Here is a 24410-nt window from a genome sequence, read left to right as displayed (position 1 = left end):
TTTTTATACGATAATCGCAAAGACCGAAAACCAGACGTATGGCAAAAAAAATACTATTTACTGTCACTTCCTTTTATAATCAATACCCTGCAGGCTCAGGAATTCATTATTAAGGAAACACCTTCCGTTATCAATGTTCAGTACAGTTCCGTTGCCTTTGCAGATGTCAACGGCGATGGATTTGCCGATGTTCTGGTAGCCGGAGCGGATGGTGGTTATAACCTCCGGTCCAATTTGTATTTTAATGACGGTCACGGAAATTTTACACTTTCCAATAATCCGAACCTGTTGGTAATCCGGGAAGGGGCTGCGGCTTTTGCCGATATTGATAATGATGGTGACCAGGATTTGCTGATCACCGGAATTACGGAAGTAATCACACCCAGCGGATCGTATGGTAACAGAACGAAACTGTACCGCAATGACGGAACCGGGATTTTTACCGAAATACAGGATCACGGAATAGAAGCTTTCAGCAATAGCGCCATGGTGTTTGAAGATGTGGATAACGACGGCGATAAAGATTTGATTATAGCAGGATTCAAAGGCGGGAACAGCACCACAAACCTGTATCTGAATAACGGAGCCGGAAGTTTTGCTTTGGCAAATGCCAATATAAACGGACTGATAAACATAGCCCATCCGGCAATTGCACTGGCCGATATTGACAACGATGGCGATAAGGACCTGTTACTGTCCGGAATTGACCATACGGATTATCAGATAAAAATGGGATTGTATAAAAACGGAGGTTCCGGAACGTTTACCAAAGTAAACAACCCCGGAATTGAACCGATCTTTACCGGAGGAGCAGTTTTTGGCGATATCGATAATGACGGCGATATTGATTTGCTGATGGTGGGGGCCGATCCGGTATATGCCAAAGTCGCTAAACTCTATACAAACGACGGAACCGGTGCTTTTACACCGGTAGCCGATACCCCTTTTATCGGAGCGCAATACGGCAGTGTAAAATTAGCCGATGTGAATAATGATGGCTTTAAGGATGTGCTGATCACCGGGTATCGGAATCCGAATATGCGGGCAGACCTGTATATGAATAATGGCAGTCTGGGGTTTACCCCGGCGGCAGATATGCCTTTTATAGGCATGTCCAATAGTGCTTTTGAATTTGCCGATGTGGATAATGATGCCGATATGGATGTGCTGATAACCGGGCAAAACAGCCCCTTGGGGACGCTTACAAAATTATATATCAATCAGACAAATACTTTGAGTGCTGCCGAACGGGAATTAGTAGCCGTAAAACTATACCCGAATCCGTCCGGCGGCAAAATCAGGATTGCATTGCCGGAGCATATTGTGGTAAATAAAATAGAAGTGTATGATACGACCGGTAAAAAGGTGTGGACGCCTCAGCCGGCATCGCTGATAGACATAACGGCATTGCCGGTGGCTGTTTATATTGTCAGGATTTATACCGATAAAGGGATACTGATTCGAAAGATCATAAAAAACTAAGGAATTGTAAAAGATTAGCGGTCAAACAGGATGCGATCAAAAGGGTATCCGGGTATTTAACGGAGGATTCTCAATAAAAGCAAAAGCATTTTAAAATAGGGGTATTAATGATATATTTGCCCTTAATCTGAGAGTCATGAAAAATCCCCGCATTGCCTTACTGACAGGTATAATCTGTATCTCTATTTTCCCGATTTTAGTAAAATGGACTCCGGTTTCAGGGCTGTCATCGGCTTTTTATAGAATGGCAATCGCTACGGCATTGGCATTGCCGTATGTATTGCTCCGTAAAAAACTGGAAAAACCGGATACGAAAACACTTTGGGTAATTTTATTGTGCGGGATCTGTTTCGGTTCCGATATCGCGGTCTGGAATATTTCCATCCAGAAATCAACCGCAACACAGGCAACCTTACTGGCAAATTTAGCTCCGGTCTGGGTCGGCTTGGCGATGTATCTTTTTATGCCGGATAAACCCACCCGCAATTTCTGGATAGGAGCCTTTTTTGCGATACTCGGCATGGTTATCCTGGTAGGTTTTGATACGTTTTACAACCTGTCGTTCGATATCGGATTTGGATTTGCGATGCTTTCAGGATTGTTTTATGCCGCCTATATACTGATGAGCAAATATGTACTGAACCAGATGGCACCGATTAGTTTTATGGTGTACAGTATGGCGGTTTCCAGTGTTTTCCTGGGGATTATATGCCTGTTGCTGGACCAACCGTTTCAGGGTTTTTCCAATACCGTTTGGGGGGTATTGTTTGTTCAGGGAATTTTATGCCAGCTAATCGCCTGGTCGCTCATTAGTTTTGCCACCCAAAAAATGGAAGCAAACAGGGTTTCCTTGAGCCTGTTGAGTCAGGTGATCTTTACCTCTTTTTTAGCGTGGCTGCTTTTGGATGAAAAAATTACGGTTCAAATGGTTGTTGGCGGTCTTATCATCCTGATCGGAATCGGGATTACCTTCTACAAAAAGCAGGGAACCTAAAACCAGATAGCACGGTACTGCCATACCGTGACGATAAAAAGTCCTAAGTAGATTATACAAACCAGGAATTTGATAAAGGTAGAAGCCAGGAAGCCGATAAAAGAACCGGTAGCCGCTTTTACAGCCCGGTGGTGATCTTTGCTATCATAAATAAGCTCGCCGACCAGGGCACCTACAAAAGGACCAATGATAAAACCGAATGGAACAGGAGCGATCAGCCCCACTATCAAACCGATATTGGTGCCCCAGATACCGTATTGACTGCCGCCAAATTTTTTTGTACCTTTTGCTGGAATGATATAATCCAGAATAGCGACCGCTAAGGCAATGAGTAATGTAATGCCCAATATCCAGTAGCTAAAAGGAATTCCTTTGGTAAGGTATAACAGCAGTAATCCGACCCAGCTAATGGGCGGACCGGGCAAAATGGGAAGAAAACTACCCAATATGCCCACAAGCATACAAATAAAACCGATTATCAATAAAAAGTATTCCATAATTTTTTTAGTACTTTTGACGACTTAAAGTTACGATTTATCATTTATGTAATCAACGAAAGGAACAACAGGATGTTAAAGTTCCGGACATAAGAACAATAAATAATGAAAAAATATTTGCTATCACTCTTTTTACTTGTTGCGGTGACCTCTTGTCAGCTGTTTGATAAGAAAGTACAGTCGGAAGAAGAGTTACTGCAAAAAGAACTTAAAAAGATAGACTGGAAAAAAGTAGATGCCTTTCCTACGGTTGATGCCTGTGAAGTAATTACAGATGAAACCCAGCGCAAGCAATGCTTTTTTGAATACCTTACCCAGACAATCCAGGAAAAACTGAATGTAGACACACTTTCCATTTTATATCCGGAAATCGATACCATCGAAGTAAAGGTGACTGTATTTCCCGATGCCAGCATTAAATTTGAACCGCAGTTCCCCAAAGACAGTGTTGCTTACGACAAAGTAAAAATTGACAGCATCCTGCACAGCCGTCTGGTTGACTTTCCTAAAATTAATCCTGCCATCAAAAGAGGCATCCCGGTAAAAACACAATTTGTACTGCCGGTGATCATTAATGTGGAATAAAAAGAATCGTTACGCTTTAAACGTTCTCCCTTTCCACGAATACCTCCCTATTAGCGAATAGAGCGCTACTTTTACACAAAAGAAAGGATAAAGAATACTGCTGATAATCACGGAAATCATAGCCATTTTAAGAAACCGGTTGGTCTGGAACATCAGGATAAAATCGACGGTGAACTTTAACAGGTAAAAAGCAAGTAAATAGCGCCAGTCCATCCAATGGCAGATAACAAGCCATAAGGAAAGTACTAAGCACAGATTGGTCAGGAAAACAACTAAGGCAAGTCCTTTTGGAAAATCGGTCTGATAGGCCGCCGACTTGGAAGCCCAGCGTACCCGCTGAAAAAATAATGCCCACCAGCTTCGTAAAGGTTTGGTTGTAACAATGGCTGCTTCCGATTTTAAATAACACACTTTTTCAGGAACGGCACGGATAGCTTTTTGCAATAAAAAAACATCATCGCCGCTTGCCAGGGCAGTATTGCCTTCAAATCCTTTTAGATCGTAAAACAGTTTTTTGGAATAGGCAAGATTAGCCCCGTTGCACATAAACGCTTCGTCCAATCCGAAACTCCCAATGGTAGCACCCTGAAGGCTGAGCATATCCATTTGCTGGAAATGGGACAGCAATCCGGATTTTTTCTGAAAAGTAACGGCACCGACTATCAGTTCGGCATTATTTTGCTGAATGCAATTGTCAAAAGTACTGAGCCATTCCGCGGGAAGTATGCAGTCTGCATCGGTAGTAATGATCCAGTCTTTTTTAGTAACGGAAACAGCACGGGTGATCGCATCCTTTTTAGGTGCATTGGTGGTGCGTACGTTATCCAGGATCGTAACGTGAAAAGCCGTATGTTCCATACGCCAGTTGTTGATAATGCGCACCGATTCATCTTCGGAAGCATCATCGACAAAAATAATTTCGAACAGCGCTTCCGGATAATTTAAAGCCGTTAGCGAATGTAATAAATCCGGTAAATTTCCGGCCTCATTCCGGAAAGGAACCACTATTGAAAATGTAGTCCGGACAGGCAGCTCCTTTTTTTGAAACGATTGTACTTTCGAAAAACCATAAACAAGCAAACCGATAAAAAGAGTATAGTCTATAAAAACCAGACAGAAAAATAAGATCAGGATTTCCATTGCGATTTAAAATTTAAAACAAAATAGCTGCCGATGATCACAGGGAGCACCACATTTAAAAACCACATTAAAGTACTAATAAAAACGACAATCCATTCGTTTACACCCAATAATCCGAAAAAATAGACGGCTACACTGCCTTTTACCGCAAAATCCAGGAACTGGAAAGTAGGCAGGGAAGACGCCAGAAAATAAACGCTTGTTATGGTTGCTATTAACAGGAAATAGGATAAATCAACATCAAAAAGAAGGAATAAAAAATAATACTGATGTGAAAAAACCAGGTAACGCGCTACCGCCAGCAGTATGTTTTTCCGGTGTACTTTTTTAGGGATTTCGTTAATTTTATGAATCAGCTTTTCAATCGAATAACCTTTAATCGTAATTTTCTTAACAGAGAACAGTATGCCGAAAAGCAATAACAGCAGTCCGAACAGTATCAGCACCGTTTGGGAGGTTATCACATTATAGACCGTATTAAAATAAAGCAGCCCGAAAATTCCGAATACAACGGCCAGCACCATTTGAATGCCATTGCAGATCAGGTTCAGGAAGACAATTTTTTTCGTTTGCGATTTTTCAAAAAACAAAGCTTTCCCGGCATATTCGCCAATTCCATTTGGAGTAAATATGGCTGCGGTTAACGCTCCCAAAACCTGTTTTGAAGCGGCTCCTACCGTAATTTTAGCAATAACGCTCACTAAATTCTGCCATTTCAGGATCTCTAAAAACCGGTTCAGGAAAGACAGGAATAAAATAAAGGCAAAAGCGCCAAAAGACTGTTTGCTTTTTACCAATGCTATGAATTTTTCCCAATCCAGCTGGTCATTATGCATCAGTTGGTTGTAAATAAAATAAAAAGCGCCTCCCACAATCAAAAGTTTGATTACAAGAACGAGGAATTGTTTAGCTTTGTGGGGTACAGAAATCATCGCTGCAAAATAACAAATTAAAATTGGCAAACGAACGCATCATATTAGGAATTGACCCGGGAACGACCATCATGGGTTTCGGATTGATAAAAGTCATCAATAAAAAAATGGAATTTTTGCAGTTAAACGAATTGCAGCTATCCAAATATGATGACCATTATACCAAACTGAGAATCATTTTTGAGCGCACCATTGAATTAATCGAAACACATCATCCCGATGAAATTGCGATTGAGGCACCTTTCTTTGGAAAAAATGTCCAGTCCATGCTGAAATTGGGAAGAGCACAGGGTGTTGCCATGGCGGCCGGTTTGTCGCGCCAGATTCCCATTACGGAATATGAGCCCAAAAAAATAAAAATGGCCATTACCGGAAATGGTAATGCGAGCAAAGAGCAGGTTGCCAAAATGCTGCAGCAATTGTTAGGACTGAAAGAACTGCCTAAAAACCTGGATAGTACAGACGGACTTGCCGCGGCAGTTTGCCATTACTTTAATTCCGGTAAAATAACCATCGGTAAAAGCTATACCGGTTGGGATGCCTTTGTAAAACAAAACGAAGACCGAGTAAAAAAATAAACCACACACGTTGGCAGGAATTTATATTCATATCCCATTTTGCAAGCAGGCTTGTCATTACTGCGATTTTCATTTTTCGACGTCACTGAAGAAAAAAGACGGGATGGTTTTGGCCTTAGCCAAAGAAATCCGGCTGCGGAAACATGAATTTGAGCAGGAAACCGTTGAAACGATCTACTTTGGAGGCGGAACACCCAGCATCTTAGCGGTTGAAGACATTCGCCTGTTAATCGATACGGTTTACCAAAACTACAAGGTTGCCGATAATCCGGAAATTACCGTTGAAGCCAATCCGGACGATTTATCCGAAAAGCGGATTGTGGAACTGCATCAGCATAACATCAACCGTTTGAGTATCGGGATCCAGTCGTTTTTTGAGGAAGACCTGAAACTGATGAACCGTGCGCATAACGCGGCAGAAGCCAAAAAGTGCCTGCAAATAGCAAGGCAGTATTTTGATAATATTTCCATTGATCTGATTTATGGAACTCCGGGCATGGACAATAACCGGTGGCTCGAAAATATCCGGACTGCTTTGGAACTGAACATACCACATATTTCCAGTTATGCTTTAACGGTCGAGCCGAAAACGGCTTTGCAAAAATTTATCACGCAGGGCGTTATCCCGCAACCGGACGATGAGGTGGCACACGAGCAATTCTTAATGCTGGTGGATGCGCTGGAAGCCAACGGATTTATTCACTACGAGCTTTCCAACTTTGGAAAAGAAAACTATTTCTCCCGGAATAACTCGGCCTATTGGCTGGGGAAAAAATATATCGGTATCGGACCATCGGCACACAGCTATGACGGAGTACACCGGAGCTGGAATATTGCGAACAACAGCCTTTATCTTAAATCACTGGAAAACGAAAGCCTTCCAAGTGAGGAGGAAACCCTTTCCAAAACCGACCGTTATAACGAATACATCATGACCGGACTGCGAACCGTCTGGGGCGTATCGCTGGACAGGATCCGGAATGAATTTGGCGAAGATTACCAGAAAGCACTGCTACAGCAGGCACAGCAATACCTGGATAATGGTAAACTGGAAGTATCGGAGCATGTGTTGCGGACTACCCGGAAAGGAAAGTTTTTCAGCGATGGTATTGCCAGTGATTTGTTTATCCTGAACTAATCCGGAAATCTTCAAAAAACAGCTTAAATTACAGTCGTAGAATTTAAGAAAACTGCCATATCCTGAATTAAAAGATTTATATTTGGATGTATAAAAGCATTTCAATAGTAGGAGATGCCGGAAATTTCAGTACGAATGAAAACAAGCATCAGTCACAAACAGCAAAATTTCGAAATTGATTTATCAAAACCGATTGATATCTCCATCCCGTTAACCAATACCGACAGTAACCCGATAGCCTGGTATATCGAAAAACCGGTTATTGAGCCGGTACGGTTTGGCGACTGGATTGGTAAAGTAAGCGAAGGGAAATCGTCGACAAACTTTAATAATATTTTCTTCAACCCGCATGGACACGGTACACATACCGAATGTCTGGGGCATATTACCCGGGAGTTTTACAGCATCAACCAGGCGTTAAAACAGTTCTTTTTCACTGCCGAACTGGTTAGTATAAAACCACACCAGCAGGATGAAGACCTGGTGATTACCAAAGAACAGCTGGAAAAAGCACTGCATGGGAAAAAACCGGAAGCGGTTGTTATCCGGACACTGCCCAACGATACGGTAAAACAATCCACAAACTACTCGAATACCAATCCGCCGTATTTAGATGAAGCGGCAGCAGTATGGATCCGGGAAACGGGTATCGACCACCTGTTAATCGACTTGCCAAGTGTGGATAAAGAACACGACGAAGGAAAATTACGCGCACACAAAGCATTCTGGAACGTTAAAGATGTGAACCAGCTAAATGCAGATGCGCGGATGAATGCCACCATAACCGAAATGATCTTTGTACCGGATACGGTAATTGACGGAAGCTATTTCCTGAACATTCAGATCGCCTCTTTTGAAAACGATGCCTCTCCGAGTAAACCGGTTTTATACAGCATACAATGAAAACAGTACTCAAACTGGAAGAAGTAATACAATTTCTGGCAGGCTTGTTGCTGTTCCTGCAAACGGATTATGCCTGGTGGTGGTTTCCGTTACTGCTTTTTACGCCCGATTTTTCAATGCTGGGATATGCCTTCGGGAACAAAGCGGGTGCTTATGCTTACAACCTGTTTCATCATAAAGGCGTAGCGGTTTTAGTGTATCTCTGCGGCATGTACACGCTGAATGAAGAACTGAAATTAGCCGGAATCATACTATTCAGTCATTCCTGCCTGGACAGGGCTTTAGGATATGGTTTAAAATATAACGAAGGATTCTCAAAAACACATTTAGGAATAATAGGAAAGGATAAAACACAATAAAATGGATATTCAGGCGTATTATGAGTATTGTCTGTCAAAAAAAGGAGTAACCGAACATTTTCCTTTTGATGAAGACACTTTGGTATTTAAAGTAGGCGGCAAAATGTTTGCGCTTGCCTCGTTAAAAGAGTGGGAAAACGGAAATCCGTCCATAAATTTAAAATGTGATCCGGAAAGGGCACAAGAATTGCGGGGACAATATGACGACATCAAACCGGGTTTTCACATGAGTAAAGTGCATTGGAATACGGTTGCCGTCAATAAGGAACTAACCGATAAGTTTGTAAGGGAATTAATTGCACATTCCTATGATTTGGTATTTAACAGTCTGACAAAGAAAATTCAAAGTGAAATTAATCAGGCTGAAAATTAGATAATTTCAAAAGGACTTTGCAACTTTACAGCCTGAAAATGAATTCAGAACAAATTGCCTGAAAGGGCAGACAGCACAAGATTAAAAAGTAACGATTATATGAAAGATCAAATTAAAAAATTTTTAAACGAAGATCAGGATCCTAAAGCGATAGAGAAAATCACCTCCAAATTACAGGATTTGTTGATGAAAAATGAAGAAGTAGGATATATAGGAGTACAGAAAAAACCGGCCATAACGGTATTTCCGGATAGTATCGTGGTAACGAATAAACGGATTATTATGTGCCGTCCTAAAAATTTAGGATTATCCATGGATTTTGTAGATTATGACTGGGACGATATAACCGGAACATTTGTAAAAGAAAATATCCTGGGGTCGGAATTCTCGTTTGCAACCAAAAGCGAACTGACCATTTCGATTGATTATATTCCGAAAAACCAGGCACGCAAACTGTATACTTTTGCCAAAGAGCAATTGGATGCTTTAAAAATGAATACTGTAAATGCCCAATCGGTTGCCCCAACGGCACCAATAGTGGAAGATGCGGTTATCATTGAACCGGTACAGGAAGAAGAAGTGGAAGAAATAGAAGCAGAAGAAGTAACCAGCTTTGCCGAAATAATGCCGGTAGCTCCGGTTACGTTCCAGGAACCTGTAGCAGAACCGGTACCTGCGCCAGCGGCATCCGGTGATAAAAAACTGAGTGAATTGTCCAAAGAAGAGCTTTTCGAAAAGCTGCAAAACTATAAGAAACTATTGGATAACGGATTGATCCTTCAGGGAGAATATGATGCTTTTAAAAAAGAGATTTTAACCTATCTGTAAACTGTATGTTATGGAAAAACCTAAGAACGTCGAAGAACTGATACCGCACCGGGCTCCGTTTTTATTTGTAGACGAGATCCTTTCGGCAAACGAAAAGGAAATTACCGGAGTGTATACCTTTAAAGAAGAGATGAATGCTTTTCTCAAAGGAAGTTTTCCTGCAATGCCCTATATTCCGGCAACGATTCTTATTGAGTCAATGGCACAATGTGGCGGAGCGGGTGTACGATTATTAGGTGTTTCGAAAGGTGTTTTTGCATTAGCACAGATCGAGAGTGCGCAGTTTTACAAAGGTGTGCAGTATGGCGAGCAGGTAAAATATACCATTGCGATACAGCGAATGAGTGAAAAGATCATCAAACAATCCGGAAAAGCTTATGTAGGGGATAACCTGATACTGGAAGCATCCTGGATGTCCATACGGATCGAATCGGCCTGATCTGATATAATAATAAAAAAGCTCCTTATTAAAGGAGCTTTTTTATTTACATTACTTTTTTCTGTTTTTCAACATAGGTGTCGGCCTGTAACTCTAAAAGTTCCAAAGCCCGTTTCTTTTTATAATCGTAGATGCCTTTCTCATCTTTAATATCGGCATAAACCTTGTCATAAATGGAAGCATCCGTCTGTTTTTGCAGACTGCGTTGGTAGTTGTTTTGCTCGATATGCGTTTTTAAAGCCGTTTCGTCGTCTTCCAGTTTAAAATCATATTCACCTTTAGGGGATAATAGTTTGGCGATAATAGGAGAGGTTTCGATGGCTAAAAACAATAACATGATAAATAAAGAAGGAAGGCTTGGCAGTTTGTTCAACGCATTGATACGAGCCATTAAACCGTCAAAGCCGTCAATTATAGGCTGTGTTTCGGTTACTTTTTTATCCAGATCCGCCTGCAGCGTTTTGGCTTTTGCTTCCTTTTCGGCAATCTTGGCCAGATTACCTTTACGCAAGTCGTCCAATGCCTTTAAAGCGGCATCATGTTTCTCCCTTTTCTCTTTATAAACAGGACCTTTGCCCAATTTCATAGTGCCTTTTGTACCTTCGGCTTCCGTGATATAGGTAGCATAAAGCGCATTTACCTCTTTTTCTTTGTTAAGTATTTCCGACTTTAAACTGTCAATTCCCGCCTGGTTTTTGGCTACATCTGTCTGATAATAATTAGCAACCTCTTTTTTATTGGCCAATGCCATTGCATTCTTTTCCTTAAGTAAAACCGTATTGATCTCCTTCTCAAATATCTTGATCTCCAATGGTTTTGAAATAACAATAGCAATGATCATTGCCAGGATAATTCGGGGTGTTGCCTGCAAAAATTCGCTCCAGAAACGATCTCTTTTCCTGATGGTCGACACAATAAAACGATCCAGGTTAAAAATCAGCAATCCCCAGACCAATCCAAAGAAAGTGGCCGTGTAAATGTTGTCGAAAACAGTGTAAAGGGCATAACTGCTGGCAATAACGGCCATTACTGCGGTGAAGAATACCGTAGCGCCTATTCCGGCATACTTGTTTTGTTCGCCATCGCTACAGGTAGCAATGAGATTTTTGTCTGCACCGGAGCACAGGATAAAAAAACGTTTTAACATGATTGATGATTTTGATTGATGATGATTGTGCAAATTTAACGCCAAAAAGTATAGATTGTTGTAAAAAGCTGATTTATTTTAGGTTACAAAAAAGAAAATCCGCTTCAATCGAAGCGGATCATACTGTTCATCGCAACCTGTGTTACGACAAACCGGCCTGTTCTCTTATTTATGTAGCACCATTAACGGCAGATAGAATTCACTTCTTATCGCTTTCCCTTCTGATTTTCCGGGCACCCATTTCGGACTGCTTTCAATAAGGGCGGTAATCGATTCTTTCATTATATTGGTCGGGTCTTTAACAATCGCAACATTGGAAGTACTGCCATCTTTTTCGACCACAAACCGAACAGCGATACGTTGCGGAGTATCACTTTTTGGAAAGTTTTCCGGTATTTTAAGATTCTTTTGCACATATACATTCCAGGCATTCATGCCGCCTGCAAACTCCGGAATTGTTGTTCCGGGAGCCGGTGGTGACGGGAACTCGTTTAATGCCGTCTTTTTAGGCCTTGGTTCTGCTGGTGGCGGAGGTGGCGGTAATAGTTTGTCTTTGCCGTTGTTTGAGGTCGTCTTTTTAGAACTTTCCCGTGGCGGTGGCGGTGGTGGCAGTTCTGCTTTACCGTTTTTCGATGCTGCTTTTTTGGGCCTTGCTTCAACAGGTGGCGGCGGTGGCGGCAACTGTGGGGCTGGCGGCGGTGTAGGTGGCGTAGGCGGTGGTAAAGGTTTGCTGCCATTGTTTTTTGTGGTCTTGGCAGCTGGTTTCTCCTGAGCCACAACTTTAGTGCTGAAAAGGAATACCATTCCGGACATTAACGGAATCATGCATAACTTGATAAGGGTCAGCCGGAGCGGGGGCGATGTTTTGGTCATCATAATGAAACGTTTTTTGGTTACTAAATAGGCTAAATTACTGGTGAGTGCCATAGGCTTTTCGGTAGCAACCTTGGAAAGAATTAAATTCTGATAATCGGTTACTTCGGTATGCTTTTGCGTTACCGCTTCATCTGCCAGGAACTCATGATTTAAGCGGATGGCTTTTTTATAGAAATACAATAATGGCTGGAACCATAAAAAGATCTGAAGCAGCTCGATAAAAAGAATATCCAGGCTGTGCATTTGTCTGGCATGTGCTGTTTCATGAAGCAGTAATTCCGGTTCAATCTTGTTTTTACGGATTTGCTTTTTATTGATAAAAATATAATGCAAAAAAGTGAATGGCAGCACTTTATCCGGAATCAGGACCAGTGTCCGGGAATCCTGTTTGATCTGTTCGCCGGATCGTATTTTTCGGAATAAGGAGTTGAGGTTCATCGTAAAGCGAAAGAACAGTAAGCCCGATACAAACAGGTAAACCGCTATAAGTCCGTTTTCTAAATTCAGGAAAGAATCATCGGCTATCGCTCTGGCATATAATGCCGCTGTGACTACCGGTGTTTTGGCTGCAGCCGAAACGGTTTCCGTCAGGGTATTGAAAGGGATTAAAAGGCTGAATACAATAGCTGTTAACAGGTAGAAACGGTTAAAGTGATACATCTTTTCTTTGCTTAACAGAAAATGATAAACAACTAATAAACAGCACAGGCACAGGCCGGATTTGATGAAATGCGGTGTCATTTTTTCTTTTTTTGAAGTTCCTGATCTACGATTTTCTTTAGTTCTTCCAATTCTTTTTCCGTCATATTGGTTTCTTTTGTGAAAAAAGAAGCAAACTGAGCGGCCGAATTGTTGAAGAAATCCTTAATGATGTTGTTGACATGTTTGGAGAAATAATCCGTTTTTTTTACTAACGGATAATATTCCCTTGATTTTCCGTATTCCTTGTAAGCCACAAAGCCTTTGTCGGACATTCGTTTTAAAAGTGTTGCAATCGTGGTCGTTGCCGGTTTCGGCTCAGGATAGGCTTCCAGCAGGTCTTTCATAAAAGCCTTTTCCTTTTTCCACAGATATTCCATAAGTTGTTCTTCGGTTTTTGATAATTGCATTTCTTTTTATTTAATGATTAATTCGTTCACTTCTTCTCCGTTCTCGTAAGTGCGGATGCTTTCCAGATTTCCTTCTCCGTCATAATATTTCCAGTCGTCATAGTAAAACCAGTGTACCAGTTTGTCGGTTATGACCATCCGGGATTTTCCTCTTGCCATTACGGTACCGTTCTCATTATAAAACGTCGTAAAACAGATTTGCTTGTTGTACAGCTGTTTTTTGACTAGTTTGTTACCGGAAAATTGTTTCCATGTTCCGGTTTCCAGGCCTTTTCGGTAGTTCCCTTTTGTGGTGTAATGTTTTCCGCCAAAAGTGTCTTTAAAAATCCATTTACCGACCCGTTCGTTTTTGACAACCCGGTTGGTTTTACAACTCACGATTAGCAAACCTATCAGCAGCAGGACTATAGCCGATGAAAATTTCATATTCTATGTTTTTAGAACTAACTCTACAAATGTAGAATAAAAAATTAAAAAGGGGATAAAAAAATAAAAAAAGTGAATTTATTTTTTGCAGGTGAAGATAAAAGCGGGCGGAATATTTAAAAAAGTGAACTCAATGGTTACACTCGAAAAGATTTCTTTTAATTTATTAAGGGCATTCAGCGAGTATTGAAATTGAATATACTTTCCTTTTAAAGCCAGGCAGCACTTCGAAGTGGTCAGTATGGCATTGACCAGTTCATCCGGCAGGACGGCCAGCGGTAAGGAAGAAACGATATAATCGGCTTTTTCCAGCTTATATTCAATAAGGTATTTTTCTAATTTTTCTGCACCGTCATTGATAATGATCAGTCGGCTGTCGTTTATTTTTTTCAGCTCTTCACAAAACTCTTTATTGATTTCAAAAACCATAAGTTTTCCGTTCGGGCTGAGTTTTTCCAGTAGTTTTACAGTAAAAACACCGGTTCCCGGACCGAATTCAACAATGCATTGTGCCGATTTGAAGTCAATGGGCTTCAGCATTTTTTTAGCCAAAAAAGAGGAACTTGGTGACAAAGCACCAATAGTTCCTCCTGATTTTATGACTTCTGAGATGAATTTTGTATCCAAATCAAATTTTGTAAAATATTACTTATTCAGTTCCGTAAAGTATTTGTAAAACAAAGGAATGGTCTGGATTCCTTTAAGGTAATTAAATACTCCGAAATGCTCATTAGGCGAGTGAATAGCATCACTGTCTAATCCGAATCCCATTAAAATAGTCTTGCTTTTTAATTCTTTTTCAAACAAGGCTACGATCGGGATACTACCTCCGGAACGAACCGGAATGGGCTGTACGCCGAAAGTTTCGTGATATGCTTTGGCAGCAGCCTGATAGCCAATGCTGTCAATCGGGGTTACGTATCCCTGTCCGCCATGATGCGGTTTTACAACCACTTTAACAGATTTAGGAGCGATATTTTCGAAATGTTTCTGGAATAATTCGGTGATCTCTTTCCAGTCCTGGTTAGGAACCAGACGCATGGATATTTTTGCAAATGCTTTGCTGGCAATAACGGTTTTGGCACCTTCGCCGGTATAACCGCCCCAGATTCCGTTTACATCCAGTGTTGGACGAATGGAATTTCTTTCGTTTGTAACATATCCGGTTTCGCCGTAAACATCATCAATGTTTAGCGCTTTTTTATAATTTTCCAAAGAGAAAGGTGCTTTGGCCATTTCGGCTCTTTCTGCAGCAGAAAGCTCTTCTACCTTATCATAAAATCCCGGAATGGTAATATGATTGTTTTCATCGTGAAGCGAAGCAATCATTTTGGCCAGGATATTAATCGGGTTCGCAACAGCTCCGCCATATAATCCGGAATGCAGGTCACGGTTAGGTCCGGTAACTTCCACTTCTACATAGCTCAGACCTCTCAATCCGGTGGTAATGGAAGGCTGGGTATTGGAAATCATCCCCGTATCGGAAATAAGAATAACATCGTTAGCCAGTTTTTCCTGGTTGCGTTCCACGAACCAGCCCAAACTTGCCGAACCAACTTCTTCTTCTCCTTCAATCATGAATTTAACATTACATGGAAGCGTATTGGTCTGTACCATATATTCCAAAGCTTTCACATGCATAAACATCTGTCCTTTATCGTCACAGGCACCACGGGCAAAAATAGCTCCTTCCGGATGAATATCGGTAGTTTTGATTACCGGTTCAAATGGAGGAGAGGTCCACAACTCGATCGGATCTGCCGGTTGCACGTCATAATGTCCGTATACTAAAACAGTAGGTAATTTCGGATCAATCATTTTTTCTCCGTACACAATCGGGTAACCGGGAGTCTCGCAAAGCTCTACAAAATCACATCCGGCTTTTTCCAGACTTACCTTAACCGCATTAGCAGTGTCTATAACATCTTGAGAGTAAGCACTATCAGCACTTACAGAAGGAATCTTTAATAAATCAATTAATTCATTTATAAAACGTTCTTTATTTTCCTGAACGTATTGCTTTATACTATCCATTATAATTTAAATATGATGAAAGCCAAAAGTACAAAAAAAAGAAACAAAAAATTTTTTCGATTTTTCTTGGATGATAAGAACTAATGCGTATATTTGCACCCGTAATACTGAAAGAAACACTTTCAATTTGTGCCGCGGGTGTGGTGAAATTGGTAGACACGCCAGACTTAGGATCTGGTGCCTCACGGTGTGTAGGTTCGAGTCCTATCACCCGCACTTTAAAAGCCTATTTACTTCAAAAGTAGATAGGCTTTTTTTATTGCCTTATTTTTAGAACTGCTATTTGTTTGATTTTTAAAGAAATCCGGTAGTTTTCGTTCAGATAAAGTATCTTTGAAGGAGAAGCATTGGTAACAATATGGCACATTACCTGATTAAAAAACCGGACGAATTAACAGTTTCCGAGATAAAATGCATCTTGGAAGCCTGGTCGGTTTCCGAATGGCTGCAGCTGGATGCGGACGGTTTCAGGAAACAATTCAGGCATTCCGAATTTCATTTACTGCGCGATGATGCCCAAAAAATTGTTTGCCTGACCCGGATAAACCGCAATTTTACCGTTCAGTTTGCCAATACTACCTGTACGATTCCGGAATTGGTGGGTTTGATATCCTTACAGGAAAGAAAAGGTTATGCAAAACGACTATTAAACGAAGTTGTTGCCAACCTGAACAGCAGAAATCTGGAGTGTGTTGGTTTTTGTGCTAAAGACGTCCGCACATTTTATGAAAAATCGGGCATCCCGATATACTACAACCAGGCGAAGTTTTTAATGGAAAAGGAAAATGACGTGCCCGATCCGGTAACCGATGATGACATTCTTGCTGTTTGCCTTTCTGCGGAAACGGCGGTTCTGTTTCAAAACCTGAGCAGTGCTTCGCCGGCCTACATTGTAAATTAGTTCCCGATAATTTTTTTACGGTGCAGCAATCCCCATTCTCTTAGCGCTTCGATTACTTTGGTCAGTGTCTTGCTGTGTTCGGTTGAAGCATATTCTACTGTTGGCGGGAAAGTATCATAAACCGTCCGGGTAACCAGTTGGTGCATTTCCAGCTCTTTTAATTCTTTCGACAGCATTTTGTCGGTAATACCGTTTATCTCCCTTGAAATTTGTTTAAAGCGTTTCGGCCCGGATGATAGCGAGATCAATATCGGCAATTTCCATTTCCCGTTTAAAACTTCCAGGGCATCCCTAACCGGAAGCAGTGCGCCGGTACATTCCTGTGGCGTGTGAATTTTTTCTGTTGTTTCCATACTGTTTTCATTACTATCCGTTTGGATAGCGCTATCCAAACGGATAGTAATATATTTTAGATAGCGAATGTAGATAAGTTTGTATTGTAAAACAAAAAGATATCTGAAACAATGAAAAAAATATTGCTGATTACTTCAAGTGTAAAGGGAAAAGATTCTTTCAGCATCCGGTTATCAAATGCGATTCTTGAAAAACTGACGGCTGCCTATCCGGGAAGCAGTGTTTATACCCGTGATTTAACGGTAAACCCGCTGCCGCATCTGGACGAAACGCATCTGGGCGCTTTTTTTACGCCAAACGAATTACAGACGGAAACGCAGCAAAAAGCGATTCAGTATTCCAATCAGGCAATACAGGAGTTAATGGAAGCCGATATAGTGGTGATAGGTGTTCCGCTTTATAATTTTGGTGTTCCGTCCACATTAAAGGCCTGGGTGGATCATATCGCCAGAGCCGGAGTGACGTTTAGTTATGAAGACGGTTTCCCGAAAGGACTTGTCGTAAATAAAAAAGTGTATCTGGCAATCGCTTCCGGAGGTGTTTATTCGGAAGGACCGCGAAAAGGCTATGATTTTTCCGATCCGTTTTTGAGAGCGGCACTTGGATTCCTTGGTATAACAGACGTTACCACTTTTCGTGTAGAAGGAATTGCGATGCCGGAACTTCAGGACAGTGCTTTCCCTAAAGCACTGGACACGCTGGATGCCTTTGCTTTTTAAGGGAGCTTAACCACTGGCGTTCCTCAAATCATGTTGTACCCGATTTGAGGAACGTTTTGTTTTTAAGTAATGCCGGTTTTCGTTCCGTTACATAGGGCGAAGTGTATTGCTATAGGTGATTTTATAAGGATTTTTTGCTGCTGCATTGTCCTTCATCACATAGATGAATTTGTATTGCTTTGCCTTTTTACTTTCAATAACGGCTTCTTTACTGCTTATTTTATCGGTAATCGTGGTGTTTATCGTGTTGTCTATCCGTAAAGTATGGGCAATGCCATTGCCAAGGTTGGTAATGACCGTGCCTTTATATAGGGTGCCTTTTTCGTTAAAAACCGTAACGGATTCCCCTTTAAAACCTTTTGTGAGTACTACCACGGCATAATTGGCTCCGTTTGCATTGAGCTCATTCAGGAACTTCTTTTTCTGAGCATCGGAAGCCGCCCGGAAATCGTCCCGGTATTGCACGTTTGAAGTGCCGCACATCGTAAAAAGCGCTATAAAGAAAACCAAAAGTATTTTTTTCATAATCGTATTTCTTGAGTCTGTTCTATAAAATTAACGAATTTCAAGCCAATTCTATTATATCTTTGTGTAGTTAAATAAAAGTCAAAATCAGCAATGATTCAAAAAATCGGACATAGAGGTGCAAAGGGATTGCTGGCAGAGAACACGTTGGAATCGTTCCGGAAGGCACTGGATCTGGGAGCTACAGCTATCGAGCTGGATGTTCATGTTACTGCTGACGGCGCCATTGTGGTGATTCACGATTTTACGGTAGACCGGACGACAAACGGTTTTGGTGAAGTCCATAAAATGACGGTAGCGGAACTGAAAAAACTGAAAGTGGAAACGCTGTACCGCATTCCGTTACTGGAAGAGGTGTTTGACCTGATTGACCGGAAATGTTTGATAAATGTAGAATTAAAAGGTCACGAAACGGCCGGACCGGTCGTAAAACTGATCGAAAAATATGTTGCTGAAAAAGGCTGGACTTATGAAGATTTTATCGTTTCCAGCTTTCAGAAAGACGAGCTGAAAAAAGTAAAAGCGTTAAACCCTGAAATAAATCTGGGTGTACTCACGCAGGCCAGTGTGGAACAGGCTTTGGAATGGGCACATCAGTTATCGGCGAAAGCCATCCATCCGCATTTTTCACTGCTAACGGCAGATAATTGTAAAGAAGCCCGTGAAAAAGGCTATAAAGTTTTGACCTGGACGGTTAATAATGAGGAAGATATTCGCAGAGTCATCGCTTATGGCGTAGACGGAATCATCTCCGATTTCCCCAATAGATTATGAATTCCAATTTTGATGTAGTTATAATAGGTGGCGGTGCTGCCGGTTTTTTTACGGCAATTAATATCGCTGAAAACAATTCCCGATTAAAAATCGCGATCCTGGAGCGGGGAAAGGAAGTACTTTCGAAAGTGCGTGTTTCCGGCGGCGGACGCTGTAATGTAACGCATGCCTGTTTTATCCCGAACGATCTGGTTAAGTTTTATCCCAGAGGCGAACGGGAATTAAAAGGACCGTTTCATCAGTTTTGTTCCGGCGATACGATTGAATGGTTTGAACGGCATGGCGTGGAACTGAAAATCGAGGAAGACGGAAGAATGTTTCCGGTTACCGACAGTTCGCAAACCATTATCGACTGTTTCCAGAAAGCGGTTAAGCAACTGGGCATTCAGGTGCTGACCGGGCAAAGCGTGCAGTCGCTTTTTAAATCGGACGATTTCTGGAAAGTGGAAACCAATCAGGAAACGTTTGTAACGTCAAAAATAGTCATGGCAACCGGAAGCAATCCTAAAATATGGGAAGTGCTCAAAAATATGGGGCACTCAATTGTAGAACCGGTTCCGTCTCTTTTTACCTTTAATATCAAAGATACCCGTATTAAAGACTTAATGGGTGTTTCGGCTTTTGCTGCGGTTAAGGTTAAAGGAACCAAACTGAGCGCTGCGGGACCGTTGCTGATTACCCATTGGGGAATGAGCGGTCCGGGAATTTTACGACTTTCCGCCTGGGGCGCCAGAGAACTTTTTGCTAAAAATTACCAGTTTGTTTTACAGGTTAACTGGCTTAATGACCAGGATACCGAAGCAACACTGGAACTGCTGAAAACGCTCAAACTGGAACAGGCTAAAAAGCTGGTCGTGAAAAAATCACCGTTTGATTTTCCAAACCGTTTATGGGAAAGTCTGGCTTTTGCTTCCGGGATTTTACCGGAAACCAAATGGGCCGATTTGTCTAAAAAACAACTGAATGATCTGGCAAACCAATTAACAGACGGACATTTCCAGGTTAACGGCAAAAGCACCTTTAAAGAAGAATTCGTTACAGCCGGCGGAATCGATCTGAAGGAAATTAATTTCAAAACTATGGAAAGCAAGGTACATCCCAATTTGTATTTTGCAGGCGAAATCGTGAATATTGATGCGATAACCGGAGGGTTTAACTTTCAAAATGCATGGACGGGCGGCTATCTGGTAGCGCAAAACTTCGCGTAATGACATTTATTTGAAAATCTTGTTAAAAATTATGGGATTTTATTTTTATTTTAGTGCATCATTAACAATGCAGTAGAATAAAAAATGTATGCCCTTTAAATTTCTTTTCTGCCAATTGCTATTTTGTGTGCTGTTTGGCCAGCAGCTTGCATCCCAAAATTACACGCTTAAAAACTTTACCCAAAAAGACGGCTTGTCCAGTAATGAGGTTTATGACGTTATTCAGGATAAAAACGGTTTTATGTGGTTTGCTACAGACAGAGGGCTGACCCATTATAACGGAAATGAATTCAAGCGGTTTGAGCCTAAAGACGGCCTGACCGATATTACCATATTTGATTTCTTTAAGCAGGATAACGGCCAGATCTGGTGCATTACACTCAATAATAAGCTTTTTTATATTCAGGACGGGACGGAAAAATTTATTCCCTATAAATACAATGCCGTTATCGAACGGTTTGTTAAGGAAAGAAGGCTTACGGCTTTTTTTATTGCAAACCTGGCTGTCGATCACAATAACACGCTGCATCTTTTTATGACGAACGGGCATTATATCACGATTGATGCGAAGGGCAGGCTGGTTATCGAAGCTGATGTTGATGCGAAAAAAAGACCCAGTGAGCGGTTAGGTAAATTCTTCCGGTCAAAGAAGATCAACAGGCACCAGGAAATCAATTATTTTACCAATACGCCAACAGCGTTTCTCAGAACCGGGGAAATGCGGGCGATCCGGCGTATTTTAAGTTCCGGAAATGATTATATGGTTGTAATGACCGACGGATCGGTGTTTATACAAAATCGTCAGGGAGCAATCACCACGATTACCTACCCTAATTTTGAACCGATAGAAGGCGGAATTTATGACGAGCATCATTTCTGGATCGGGTATCGCGGTAAAGGAATGTATGTGTATGACTATAAGGGAACGCTAAAAAAGAAGTATCTGGAAAAACATTCCGTAACCAAAATTTATGAAGACAGCTTTGGCGGATTATGGTTTTCGACTATAGATTCCGGAGTCTTTTTTCTGAAAAAAGAACAGATCAACAGCAATCTTTTAAAAGGGATTTATGTCAATTCCCTGACAAAGGATAACGACGGAAATTTATACACCGGCTGTTTTAACGGTGACATTTATAAAATTTCAGCTAAAGGCGATCTGGCGAGGGTACACACCGGATTGGTAAACAAACCGGCAATTGTGCAGTTTAATCCTGCCGAAAACCAGGTGTATTATGCTACGGATAATGTTCTTTTCACGTCATTTGGAAACCGCCTGGAATACTGCGGGGTACTAAAAGTTTCGGACGATACCAAAAAGATCATTGCTTCCCGGTTCGGGGTTTATAATGTTTTCGAAAATGAGAAAGAATTGTTTGCCGATACGCTTAACGTAAGGATTCAGGACATTTCGGAAGTCAACGGAAAATACTATATAGCCACTTTAAAAGGACTCAAAATTGTCGATAAGGGCCGGCTTGTGGATAAGAAAGGCAAATTAGCAGATTACCGGATAGACGATGTGGATTATGAACCCGGGAAACAGCTTTTTTACCTGGCCAGTATGGGAGCCGGCGTTCTGGTTTATAATCCTAAAACCGAAAAAGTAATCACGATTGATAAGTCGGACGGACTATCCAATAATCTGGTTACAGAAGTGTATATAGAAGACAAAAATACCATCTGGGCGTGTACGAATTACGGTTTGAACAGGATACGGTTTCAGGAAAACGGCAGTTATACAATACAGTATTTAACTGCAGCCGACGGTTTGCCTGAAAACCAGATACGGGATGTGGAAATTATTGATGAAGTGATTCATATCGCGACCACCAACGGATTGTGCAGTTTGTCCAAAGCAGATTTTGAACAGATCTTTTCGAAGCGGAATTATTTTTTGCGCTTAAAGACCATCGCCATAAATGCGGTCAAGCAGGTAACACCTCAAAAATTACTGGACTTATCCTATAATGAAAACCAGCTCGATTTCTGGATTGAATCCGTGTCCTTTAAAAATAAAGAACAGGTGTACCGTTACAAATTAAAAGGACTGCATGACAAATGGAATTACACTAAGGACAGGAAAGTTTCGTATGAATTCTTACCACCGGGAGATTATGAATTTATCGTTCAGATTTTGGAGGATAACCGCCTGTTTTCGGATGAAAAGATCATTTTACCGATACATATCAGCGAGCCGTTTTGGAAAAGAAGCTGGTTTATCTGTCTTGTTATATTCTTAACCGCTGCGCTGATCTATGCTTTTTTTAAGATTAGGATACTAACCTATAACCAGGATATAATCCGGGAATTGTTACGACTGTGGGTGCGAAAAATAAAAAAGAAAGAAAAGTATTTTACTTTCCGGGAACAGGGTAAAGAAATCCGGATCAAGACCGATACGATACTGTATGTCAAATCATCCGGAAACTATATTGATGTTATCACCCGGGAAAGGTCCTATACGATACGGTGTAAAATAGGAGAGTTTATAACCAAGGTACCGGATCCTTTGGAATTTTTAAGAGTACACCGGTCGTATATTGTCAGAATCGACCAGGTTGCACAAAAAAATAAAAAAGCGGTATTTGTGAATCAGCAGGAAATTCCTGTCGGGGAAACCTATCTTGATGAACTGGATAAAATAGTTTTTTGATTTGTCACTTTTTTAAGTTATTTCGTCACAAACTGCGATTTTATTGGTGGTTCTGATGGGAATAAAAATAGTTTTGTGTTGTTAACTTAAAAAACACATAACATGAAAAAAATTATTTTTAATCTAAAAACAAGAGTTGCTTTTTGCTGTCTGTTTTTAATTTCTGCCTTTGCAGTGAATGCACAAACCCTTAGTCTGGGGACTACTAATGCCGTTAGTGTGTCGGGACCAACTATTTCCGGAGGAGCCTATAACTATAATGTTGTAATTCCTTTTTATGCAACCGATCTTACCGGGACATTCAGTTTAACTTATGCCAGCACTTATACTTGCGGACAGGGGTATTTTAAATACATCACCCTGAATAAAAGTACCGGAGCATTCGTTGCCAATTCCAGTAACAGTAATTCGGTTAGCATCGTGCCGGGAAACATGCCGGTTGGAACAAACAGCTATGTGATGCGTGTGTATTGTGCCAATGGAGCACCGGATCTGCCGTCAATACTAAAAGCAACGTTAAACATTAATATAACGGTAACAAAAGAGGCGACACCTGCTGTAAACCTATCGTTTGCTCCTTATTGTAAATATGTAGCCCATTCGAATCCGCAGGTATACAGCGGTTATATCGGATTTAATGTTTCCGGGAATTATGCCAATGCTTCCAAGTTATATTTAAGAGTAACGAATACGGCTTCTGCCTGTCCGACAGCAGATTATCCGTTAACCTATTTAAATACGTCCGGTTCCGCAACGGCTACGGTTGGACCGGGAATGAGCTTCTATGATTGTGCTGCCAATACGGCCTATACGATCCAATTGGTCTACAAGAGCGGAGCAACCGTATATGTAATACCAAGCGGCAGTTACGGATGGACCAATTATACCTGGACCAAAACCTTTAAAAACTGTATGAATGTATTACAGCCGGATCCGGGACCATTTGAGCCGGCATTCGGGAAAACGGCCGCTACAAACGAAATGGCAATTACCGATCCTAACGATCAGAACAGAACTAATAAAAAAGGTAAATACAGCCTGTACCCAATTCCGGTTACCACTACGTTGAGTGTACTTTCTGTAGAAGACGGCAAGCTTGTTAGCATCCGCGTTTACGATTTTAACGGCATCGCTCAGGTGTCTAAAGTATTGGATAGCAAAGCAGGTTTGCAGCAGCTGGATGTTACTGCGCTGAAGCCGGGTATTTATTTTGCACAAATAGAAACCAGTGAGGGTGTTTTTGTAGAAAAGATCGTTAAGAATTAAACATAATCCTGTGAAAAAGGCGGTTCATACGAACCGCTTTTTTTATGAAATATGTCCCGTCCTGAAATAAGTTGACACAAAATCGACTTATTATGAAAGACACAACAACAACGCGAGTTAAGCGTACTCAAAAGGATTATAATATGGCTTTTAATTAGCTGTAGTTT

27 protein-coding genes and 1 tRNA gene are annotated in these 24410 nt (G+C 41.2%); 17 read left to right on the top strand and 11 right to left on the bottom strand.

The window, feature by feature from the left end; all coding sequences use genetic code 11:
* The first annotated feature begins 60 nt into the window (after window positions 1–60).
* Both BGO42_RS11490 and BGO42_RS11485 read left to right on the top strand, forming a co-directional pair.
* Window positions 61–1482 (top strand): T9SS type A sorting domain-containing protein, encoded by a 1422-nt coding sequence (locus tag BGO42_RS11490; protein ID WP_353681431.1) that lies wholly within the window; start codon window positions 61–63, stop codon window positions 1480–1482.
* Window positions 1483–1618: 136 nt separating this feature from the next.
* Window positions 1619–2476, top strand: a complete 858-nt coding sequence (locus BGO42_RS11485) for a DMT family transporter (RefSeq protein ID WP_273244552.1) — start codon at window positions 1619–1621, stop codon at window positions 2474–2476.
* Here BGO42_RS11485 and BGO42_RS11480 read toward each other — a convergent pair.
* On the bottom strand, window positions 2473–2973 hold the full coding sequence (locus BGO42_RS11480) for a DUF456 domain-containing protein (RefSeq protein WP_273244554.1): 501 nt from the start codon (window positions 2971–2973) through the stop codon (window positions 2473–2475). The two genes, BGO42_RS11485 and BGO42_RS11480, sit on opposite strands and share 4 nt — an antisense overlap.
* Window positions 2974–3078: 105 nt before the next feature.
* Between BGO42_RS11480 and BGO42_RS11475 the strand changes: the two genes are divergently transcribed.
* Window positions 3079–3558 carry a hypothetical protein gene (locus tag BGO42_RS11475; protein WP_177730143.1) on the top strand — a complete coding sequence of 160 codons (480 nt, stop codon included), beginning with the start codon at window positions 3079–3081 and terminating at the stop codon, window positions 3556–3558.
* 9 nt (window positions 3559–3567) lie between these two features.
* Here the strand turns inward: BGO42_RS11475 and BGO42_RS11470 are convergent, their stop codons facing one another.
* Window positions 3568–4698: a glycosyltransferase family 2 protein gene (locus BGO42_RS11470; RefSeq protein ID WP_273244556.1), complete on the bottom strand. Its 1131-nt coding sequence runs from the start codon at window positions 4696–4698 to the stop codon at window positions 3568–3570.
* Window positions 4686–5630, bottom strand: coding sequence for a hypothetical protein (locus BGO42_RS11465; protein ID WP_273244558.1), 945 nt, complete (start codon window positions 5628–5630; stop codon window positions 4686–4688). Before BGO42_RS11465 ends, BGO42_RS11470 begins: the two co-directional genes overlap by 13 nt.
* Before the next feature lie 23 nt (window positions 5631–5653).
* Between BGO42_RS11465 and ruvC the strand changes: the two genes are divergently transcribed.
* The 7 genes from ruvC (at window position 5654) to BGO42_RS11430 (ending at window position 10248) form a co-directional block, all read left to right on the top strand.
* On the top strand, window positions 5654–6208 hold the full coding sequence (ruvC, locus tag BGO42_RS11460; protein WP_177730140.1) for a crossover junction endodeoxyribonuclease RuvC: 555 nt from the start codon (window positions 5654–5656) through the stop codon (window positions 6206–6208).
* A 10-nt stretch (window positions 6209–6218) separates the two neighbouring features.
* The gene (gene hemW / locus BGO42_RS11455) at window positions 6219–7346 is read left to right on the top strand and encodes a radical SAM family heme chaperone HemW (protein WP_273244560.1); all 1128 of its coding nucleotides are present in this window, start codon (window positions 6219–6221) and stop codon (window positions 7344–7346) included.
* Between the two features lie 135 nt (window positions 7347–7481).
* Complete coding sequence (locus BGO42_RS11450) at window positions 7482–8249, top strand: cyclase family protein (RefSeq protein ID WP_273244562.1); 768 nt, start codon at window positions 7482–7484, stop codon at window positions 8247–8249.
* Complete coding sequence (locus BGO42_RS11445) at window positions 8246–8608, top strand: DUF4260 domain-containing protein (protein WP_273244563.1); 363 nt, start codon at window positions 8246–8248, stop codon at window positions 8606–8608. The genes BGO42_RS11450 and BGO42_RS11445 overlap by 4 nt, the downstream gene beginning before the upstream one ends.
* A 1-nt stretch (window position 8609) precedes the next feature.
* Window positions 8610–8981, top strand: coding sequence for an MmcQ/YjbR family DNA-binding protein (locus tag BGO42_RS11440; protein ID WP_177730136.1), 372 nt, complete (start codon window positions 8610–8612; stop codon window positions 8979–8981).
* Between the two features lie 99 nt (window positions 8982–9080).
* A complete protein-coding gene (locus BGO42_RS11435; protein WP_273244565.1) occupies window positions 9081–9809 on the top strand; it encodes a PH domain-containing protein in 729 nt (242 codons plus the stop codon).
* 10 nt (window positions 9810–9819) lie between these two features.
* Window positions 9820–10248 (top strand): 3-hydroxyacyl-ACP dehydratase FabZ family protein, encoded by a 429-nt coding sequence (locus BGO42_RS11430; protein WP_273244567.1) that lies wholly within the window; start codon window positions 9820–9822, stop codon window positions 10246–10248.
* 46 nt (window positions 10249–10294) lie between these two features.
* On the opposite strand, the gene BGO42_RS11425 is transcribed toward BGO42_RS11430, so the two are convergent.
* The 6 genes from BGO42_RS11425 to BGO42_RS11400 form a co-directional block, all read right to left on the bottom strand.
* On the bottom strand, window positions 10295–11395 hold the full coding sequence (locus BGO42_RS11425) for a DUF4407 domain-containing protein (protein ID WP_273244569.1): 1101 nt from the start codon (window positions 11393–11395) through the stop codon (window positions 10295–10297).
* Between the two features lie 165 nt (window positions 11396–11560).
* Window positions 11561–13012, bottom strand: coding sequence for a M56 family metallopeptidase (locus tag BGO42_RS11420; protein WP_273244571.1), 1452 nt, complete (start codon window positions 13010–13012; stop codon window positions 11561–11563).
* Window positions 13009–13380, bottom strand: a complete 372-nt coding sequence (locus BGO42_RS11415) for a BlaI/MecI/CopY family transcriptional regulator (protein WP_177730131.1) — start codon at window positions 13378–13380, stop codon at window positions 13009–13011. The genes BGO42_RS11420 and BGO42_RS11415 overlap by 4 nt, the downstream gene beginning before the upstream one ends.
* A 6-nt stretch (window positions 13381–13386) precedes the next feature.
* A complete protein-coding gene (locus BGO42_RS11410; protein WP_273244573.1) occupies window positions 13387–13806 on the bottom strand; it encodes a hypothetical protein in 420 nt (139 codons plus the stop codon).
* A 78-nt stretch (window positions 13807–13884) separates the two neighbouring features.
* Window positions 13885–14433 carry a class I SAM-dependent methyltransferase gene (locus tag BGO42_RS11405; RefSeq protein WP_218618736.1) on the bottom strand — a complete coding sequence of 183 codons (549 nt, stop codon included), beginning with the start codon at window positions 14431–14433 and terminating at the stop codon, window positions 13885–13887.
* 18 nt (window positions 14434–14451) lie between these two features.
* The gene (locus tag BGO42_RS11400; RefSeq protein WP_177730129.1) at window positions 14452–15840 is read right to left on the bottom strand and encodes a dipeptidase; all 1389 of its coding nucleotides are present in this window, start codon (window positions 15838–15840) and stop codon (window positions 14452–14454) included.
* A gap of 134 nt (window positions 15841–15974) precedes the next feature.
* Between BGO42_RS11400 and BGO42_RS11395 the strand changes: the two genes are divergently transcribed.
* A tRNA-Leu gene (locus BGO42_RS11395) sits at window positions 15975–16056 on the top strand.
* A gap of 142 nt (window positions 16057–16198) precedes the next feature.
* Window positions 16199–16741, top strand: coding sequence for an N-acetyltransferase (locus BGO42_RS11390; RefSeq protein ID WP_273244577.1), 543 nt, complete (start codon window positions 16199–16201; stop codon window positions 16739–16741).
* Here BGO42_RS11390 and BGO42_RS11385 read toward each other — a convergent pair.
* Window positions 16738–17094, bottom strand: coding sequence for a winged helix-turn-helix transcriptional regulator (locus BGO42_RS11385; RefSeq protein WP_177736125.1), 357 nt, complete (start codon window positions 17092–17094; stop codon window positions 16738–16740). The two genes, BGO42_RS11390 and BGO42_RS11385, sit on opposite strands and share 4 nt — an antisense overlap.
* A 111-nt stretch (window positions 17095–17205) precedes the next feature.
* Between BGO42_RS11385 and BGO42_RS11380 the strand changes: the two genes are divergently transcribed.
* On the top strand, window positions 17206–17814 hold the full coding sequence (locus tag BGO42_RS11380) for an FMN-dependent NADH-azoreductase (protein WP_273244581.1): 609 nt from the start codon (window positions 17206–17208) through the stop codon (window positions 17812–17814).
* An 87-nt stretch (window positions 17815–17901) separates the two neighbouring features.
* Here BGO42_RS11380 and BGO42_RS11375 read toward each other — a convergent pair whose 3' ends face one another.
* Window positions 17902–18339, bottom strand: a complete 438-nt coding sequence (locus tag BGO42_RS11375; protein WP_273244583.1) for a hypothetical protein — start codon at window positions 18337–18339, stop codon at window positions 17902–17904.
* Window positions 18340–18432: 93 nt separating this feature from the next.
* On the opposite strand from BGO42_RS11375, the gene BGO42_RS11370 reads away from it, so the two are divergent.
* The 4 genes from BGO42_RS11370 to BGO42_RS11355 all read left to right on the top strand — a co-directional run bounded on the left by BGO42_RS11370 (window position 18433) and on the right by BGO42_RS11355 (window position 24243).
* Window positions 18433–19113, top strand: coding sequence for a glycerophosphodiester phosphodiesterase (locus BGO42_RS11370; protein ID WP_177730125.1), 681 nt, complete (start codon window positions 18433–18435; stop codon window positions 19111–19113).
* Complete coding sequence (locus tag BGO42_RS11365; protein WP_273244586.1) at window positions 19110–20321, top strand: BaiN/RdsA family NAD(P)/FAD-dependent oxidoreductase; 1212 nt, start codon at window positions 19110–19112, stop codon at window positions 20319–20321. The genes BGO42_RS11370 and BGO42_RS11365 overlap by 4 nt, the downstream gene beginning before the upstream one ends.
* A gap of 88 nt (window positions 20322–20409) precedes the next feature.
* Window positions 20410–22977 (top strand): ligand-binding sensor domain-containing protein, encoded by a 2568-nt coding sequence (locus BGO42_RS11360; RefSeq protein WP_273244588.1) that lies wholly within the window; start codon window positions 20410–20412, stop codon window positions 22975–22977.
* Window positions 22978–23079: 102 nt separating this feature from the next.
* Complete coding sequence (locus BGO42_RS11355; protein WP_273244590.1) at window positions 23080–24243, top strand: T9SS type A sorting domain-containing protein; 1164 nt, start codon at window positions 23080–23082, stop codon at window positions 24241–24243.
* The last annotated feature ends 167 nt before the right edge of the window (window positions 24244–24410 follow it).

It is taken from the genome of Flavobacterium sp. 40-81 (assembly GCF_001898245.1).
GTDB classification, from domain to species: Bacteria; Bacteroidota; Bacteroidia; order Flavobacteriales; family Flavobacteriaceae; genus Flavobacterium; species Flavobacterium inviolabile.
This window is presented reverse-complemented; position numbering and strand designations above follow the sequence as displayed.

Excerpts from the sequence above, each read along its gene's own strand:
- BGO42_RS11485 (WP_273244552.1), top strand. The coding sequence starts at position 1,619 with ATGAAAAATCCCCGCATTGCCTTACTGACAGGTATAATCTGTATCTCT.
- BGO42_RS11480 (WP_273244554.1), bottom strand. The coding sequence starts at position 2,973 with ATGGAATACTTTTTATTGATAATCGGTTTTATTTGTATGCTTGTGGGC.
- BGO42_RS11475 (WP_177730143.1), top strand. The coding sequence starts at position 3,079 with ATGAAAAAATATTTGCTATCACTCTTTTTACTTGTTGCGGTGACCTCT.
- BGO42_RS11470 (WP_273244556.1), bottom strand. The coding sequence starts at position 4,698 with ATGGAAATCCTGATCTTATTTTTCTGTCTGGTTTTTATAGACTATACT.
- BGO42_RS11465 (WP_273244558.1), bottom strand. The coding sequence starts at position 5,630 with ATGATTTCTGTACCCCACAAAGCTAAACAATTCCTCGTTCTTGTAATC.
- BGO42_RS11450 (WP_273244562.1), top strand. The coding sequence starts at position 7,482 with ATGAAAACAAGCATCAGTCACAAACAGCAAAATTTCGAAATTGATTTA.
- BGO42_RS11445 (WP_273244563.1), top strand. The coding sequence starts at position 8,246 with ATGAAAACAGTACTCAAACTGGAAGAAGTAATACAATTTCTGGCAGGC.
- BGO42_RS11440 (WP_177730136.1), top strand. The coding sequence starts at position 8,610 with ATGGATATTCAGGCGTATTATGAGTATTGTCTGTCAAAAAAAGGAGTA.
- BGO42_RS11435 (WP_273244565.1), top strand. The coding sequence starts at position 9,081 with ATGAAAGATCAAATTAAAAAATTTTTAAACGAAGATCAGGATCCTAAA.
- BGO42_RS11430 (WP_273244567.1), top strand. The coding sequence starts at position 9,820 with ATGGAAAAACCTAAGAACGTCGAAGAACTGATACCGCACCGGGCTCCG.
- BGO42_RS11425 (WP_273244569.1), bottom strand. The coding sequence starts at position 11,395 with ATGTTAAAACGTTTTTTTATCCTGTGCTCCGGTGCAGACAAAAATCTC.
- BGO42_RS11420 (WP_273244571.1), bottom strand. The coding sequence starts at position 13,012 with ATGACACCGCATTTCATCAAATCCGGCCTGTGCCTGTGCTGTTTATTA.
- BGO42_RS11415 (WP_177730131.1), bottom strand. The coding sequence starts at position 13,380 with ATGCAATTATCAAAAACCGAAGAACAACTTATGGAATATCTGTGGAAA.
- BGO42_RS11410 (WP_273244573.1), bottom strand. The coding sequence starts at position 13,806 with ATGAAATTTTCATCGGCTATAGTCCTGCTGCTGATAGGTTTGCTAATC.
- BGO42_RS11400 (WP_177730129.1), bottom strand. The coding sequence starts at position 15,840 with ATGGATAGTATAAAGCAATACGTTCAGGAAAATAAAGAACGTTTTATA.
- BGO42_RS11390 (WP_273244577.1), top strand. The coding sequence starts at position 16,199 with ATGGCACATTACCTGATTAAAAAACCGGACGAATTAACAGTTTCCGAG.
- BGO42_RS11385 (WP_177736125.1), bottom strand. The coding sequence starts at position 17,094 with ATGGAAACAACAGAAAAAATTCACACGCCACAGGAATGTACCGGCGCA.
- BGO42_RS11380 (WP_273244581.1), top strand. The coding sequence starts at position 17,206 with ATGAAAAAAATATTGCTGATTACTTCAAGTGTAAAGGGAAAAGATTCT.
- BGO42_RS11375 (WP_273244583.1), bottom strand. The coding sequence starts at position 18,339 with ATGAAAAAAATACTTTTGGTTTTCTTTATAGCGCTTTTTACGATGTGC.
- BGO42_RS11370 (WP_177730125.1), top strand. The coding sequence starts at position 18,433 with ATGATTCAAAAAATCGGACATAGAGGTGCAAAGGGATTGCTGGCAGAG.
- BGO42_RS11365 (WP_273244586.1), top strand. The coding sequence starts at position 19,110 with ATGAATTCCAATTTTGATGTAGTTATAATAGGTGGCGGTGCTGCCGGT.
- BGO42_RS11360 (WP_273244588.1), top strand. The coding sequence starts at position 20,410 with ATGCCCTTTAAATTTCTTTTCTGCCAATTGCTATTTTGTGTGCTGTTT.
- BGO42_RS11355 (WP_273244590.1), top strand. The coding sequence starts at position 23,080 with ATGAAAAAAATTATTTTTAATCTAAAAACAAGAGTTGCTTTTTGCTGT.